At 66.5% G+C, this 3,713-nt stretch carries 2 protein-coding genes; both read left to right on the top strand.

The window, feature by feature from the left end; genetic code table 11:
- Positions 1-3,310: NAD-glutamate dehydrogenase domain-containing protein (locus RMO81_RS08440; protein ID WP_310475384.1), on the top strand; the 3,310-nt coding region annotated here is incomplete at its 5' end.
- A 63-nt stretch (positions 3,311-3,373) separates the two neighbouring features.
- Complete coding sequence (gene gatC, locus RMO81_RS08435; RefSeq protein ID WP_310475383.1) at positions 3,374-3,673, top strand: Asp-tRNA(Asn)/Glu-tRNA(Gln) amidotransferase subunit GatC; 300 nt, start codon at positions 3,374-3,376, stop codon at positions 3,671-3,673.
- Positions 3,674-3,713 lie beyond the last annotated feature (40 nt).

The raw sequence follows: 3,713 nt of genomic DNA, 5'->3' as shown, positions 1-3,713 counted from the left end.
GCCAACCCGCGCCGCGCGGCTGGCCCGCAGCCATGGCCGGGCGTTTTCCGCCAGCTATCGTGCCCAGCACCAACCGGCCGAAGCCGCCGCCGACATCATGGCGCTGGCCGACCTGTCGGACGAGAGCCAGCGCAGCGTGCGCCTGCTCGCCAGCGCTGTGCCCAGCGCCACAAACTGCCAGGTCCGGCTGAAAATCTATCGCCTGGGCCGCATCATCCCGCTGTCGGAAGCGGTGCCGGTGCTGGAGAATTTCGGCCTGCGCGTGATCGAGGAATATCCTTTCGATCTGGCCAACGGCCAATTGGGCTGGGTGCATGATTTCCTGGCCGAAGTGCCCGATGCGGCGATGCTGGCCGATCTGCCCGGCCTGGCCAGCCGCGTCGCGCCAGCGTTGACCGATGTGCTGACCGGCGCACAGGAAAATGACGGTTTCAACGCGCTGATCCTTGCCTGCGGGCTGGATGCCGGCGAAACGGCCCTGCTGCGGGCCTGGTTCCGCTATCTGCGCCAGACCGGTGTCACCTATGGCGTGATGACGGTGGTCGATGCGCTCAAGCGTTATCCGGACATCACCCGCGATCTGGTGGCGCTGTTTGCGGCGCGTTTTGGCCCCCAAGCAGCGCAGAGCGCTGCGACCACTGCCGATTCTGTGGCCGACCGTGCGGCAGCACAGGCGGAGGTGCTGACCCGCATCGAAGCGGGCCTCGCCGATGTGGCCAGCATCGATGACGATCGCATCCTGCGCCTGATCCGCGCTGCCATGCTGGCTACGCTGCGCACCAATTTCTATGTGCCGGGCGGGCCGGAGGCGATGGCCTTCAAGATCGATTCGCACCAGATGCCGGGCCTGCCGGCGCCGATCCCCTATCGCGAAATCTGGGTCTATTCCCCGCGCGTGGAGGGCATCCATTTGCGCGGCGGCCCGATTGCGCGTGGCGGCCTGCGCTGGTCTGACCGGCGCGACGATTTCCGCACCGAAGTGCTGGGCCTGGTGAAGGCGCAGAAGGTGAAGAACACCGTGATCGTGCCGACCGGCGCAAAGGGCGGTTTCTATCCCAAGCAGCTGCCGCCAGCATCGAACCGGGATGCATGGCTGGCGGAAGGCACCGAATCCTATCGGGTCTATATTCGCGCGCTGCTGTCGATCACCGACAATCTGGATGTGGCCGGCACCGTGCTGCCACCCGATGGCGTGGTGTGCCATGATGCGCCCGATCCCTATCTGGTGGTCGCCGCCGACAAGGGCACTGCCACGTTTTCCGACACCGCCAACGCCATTGCTGAAAATCATGGCTTCTGGCTTGGCGATGCCTTCGCTTCGGGCGGCGGCAATGGTTATGATCACAAGGCGATGGCCATCACCGCCAAGGGCGCGTGGATTTCGGTGCAGCGCCATTTCCGCGAGCTGGGCACCGACGTGCAGAGCGAGACCATCCGCGTGGCCGGCGTTGGCGACATGTCGGGCGATGTGTTCGGCAACGGGCTGCTGCTGTCGCCGGCCGTGGCGCTGGTGGCCGCCTTTGACCATCGCCACATCTTCCTTGATCCCGCCCCCAATATTCCGGCCGCTTTTGCCGAACGCCAGCGCATGTTTGCGCTGCCACGGTCGAGCTGGGACGATTATGACAAGGCGCTGATTTCGGAAGGCGGCGGCGTGTTTGCGCGCAGCCTGAAATCCATCCCGCTGTCACCCCAGGTGCAGGCCATGCTGGGCGTGAGTGCGCAAGCCATGGCGCCCGGCGAGCTGCTCAGCGCCATCCTGAAGATGCAGATCGATCTGATCTGGTTCGGCGGCATCGGCACCTATGTGAAGGCGTCCACCGAAAGCAACGCCGATGCGGGTGACCGCGCCAATGATGGCCTCCGCATCGACGCCCGCGAACTGAAGGCCCGCGCCATCGGCGAAGGCGCCAACCTCGGCCTGACGCAAGCGGCACGCATCGAATTTTCGCGCATTGGCGGCCGTATCAACACCGATTTCATCGACAACAGCGCCGGCGTTGATTGTTCCGACCACGAGGTGAACATCAAGATCGCGCTGAACGGCGAAGTGGCCGCCGGCACGCTGACTCGCCCCGACCGCGACACGTTGCTGAAGGTGATGACCGACGATGTCGCCGAACTGGTGCTGCGCGACAATCGCCTGCAAACCCAGGCCATCAGCCTGGCCGAAACCGGCGGCGCGGCTGCCGTGCCGGTGTTCCAGCGCCTGATCCAGACGCTGGAAGGCCGCGTTGGCCTTGATCGCAAGGTCGAAGGCCTGCCCGGTGACGATGTGCTGGGCCAGCGCGCCATGACCGGCGAAGGCCTGACCCGGCCGGAACTGGCCGTGGTGATGGCCTATGCCAAGATGGCGACGTACGATGTGCTGGTCACCAGCGCGATGGTGGATGATCCGCTGCTGGAAGCCGATCTGATTGCCGCTTTCCCGACCGCCATGCAGGTCAAGCACCGCGATGCCATCCTGAACCACCGTCTGCGCCGCGAGCTGGTAGCGACCAAGCTGGCCAACGAACTCATCAACCGCGCCGGCCTGTCAGCGCCGTTCGAACTGGCCGAGGAACTGGGCGCCGGGATCGCCGATATCGCCCGCGCCTTCATTGCCGCGCGCCAGTTGTTCGGCTTTGCCGGGCTGTGGCAGGCCATCGATACAGCCGCGGTGCCGGCCACGGCCGCCAACGCGCTGCACCGTGCGGCGCAAGGCGTGCTGCGGGCCCAGATGGCCGATCTGGTGCGATTGGGCGGCGGCCGCAGCGCCACCGCCCTGGTGGCAGCGATCGCGCCCGGCCTCAAGGCGCTGGGCAACAACATCGAAAAACTGGTGAAGGCCGAAGTGCGCGGCCAGCTTGATCGTTCGGCAGCCGAACTGGCGGCGGCGGGCGCGCCGGCTGATCTGGCGCGCACCATCGTTCATGTCGAAGCGCTGGACGGTGCGGTGGGGATCGCCCTGCTGGCGGCGGAGCGTCGGCTGGACGTGGCGGCCACCGCCCGGGCCTACACGATGCTGGGCGAAACCGCTGGGCTGGATTGGGCGCGCGGCGCGGCAGCGGCGATGAACCCGTCCGACCCGTGGGAACGGCTGCTGACCGCGGCACTGGTGCGCGATTTCGAACAGATTCGCCTCGATCTGCTGCGCCATGTCGTGCCGGAAGGCAGCAACCCGGTGCAGGTGCTGGCGCTGTGGCTGGAAGCCCATGCGACGCGGGTGACGCGGATTGCCGCGTCCATCACCCGCGCCCGCGACAGCGGCACGGTGAGCGCGGCGATGCTGGCGCACATTGCAGGGCAGGCACGCGCGGCGTTGACGTGACAAGCTGTCGGGGACGCGTTCGCCCCCTTGTTGCAAGCCGCCTCGCCTGCTAGCGGCAAGCCCATGTCTGTGGATAGCCAAACCGTACGCAAGATCGCGCGCCTGGCGCGCATTGCCGTGACCGATGATGAAGTGCCGGGCCTGGTCGAACAGCTCAATGGCATATTGGGCTGGGTGGAGCAGTTGGGCGAGGTCGATACCAAGGGTGTCGAACCGATGGCCAGCGTCATGCCCAAGGGACTCGGGGGCAATCTGCGCTGGCGCGCCGACGAAGTGACCGACGGCGGCATTCAGGACAAGGTGCTGGCCAACGCGCCAGACGCCGCCAGCGGCTTCTTTGCCGTGCCCAAGGTGATCGAATGAGCCCGCTGACCGAACTTTCACTGGCGCAGATGCAGGCCGG

The organism is Sandarakinorhabdus sp. (genome assembly GCF_031422795.1).
Taxonomy (GTDB): Bacteria; Pseudomonadota; Alphaproteobacteria; order Sphingomonadales; family Sphingomonadaceae; genus Sandarakinorhabdus.
Note: the sequence above shows the minus strand (reverse complement) of the source record. Positions and strands in the feature narration are given on the sequence as shown.

Bases quoted from the DNA above. Each gene is read 5' to 3' on its own strand.
- gatC (WP_310475383.1), top strand. From the start codon at position 3,374: ATGTCTGTGGATAGCCAAACCGTACGCAAGATCGCGCGCCTGGCGCGC.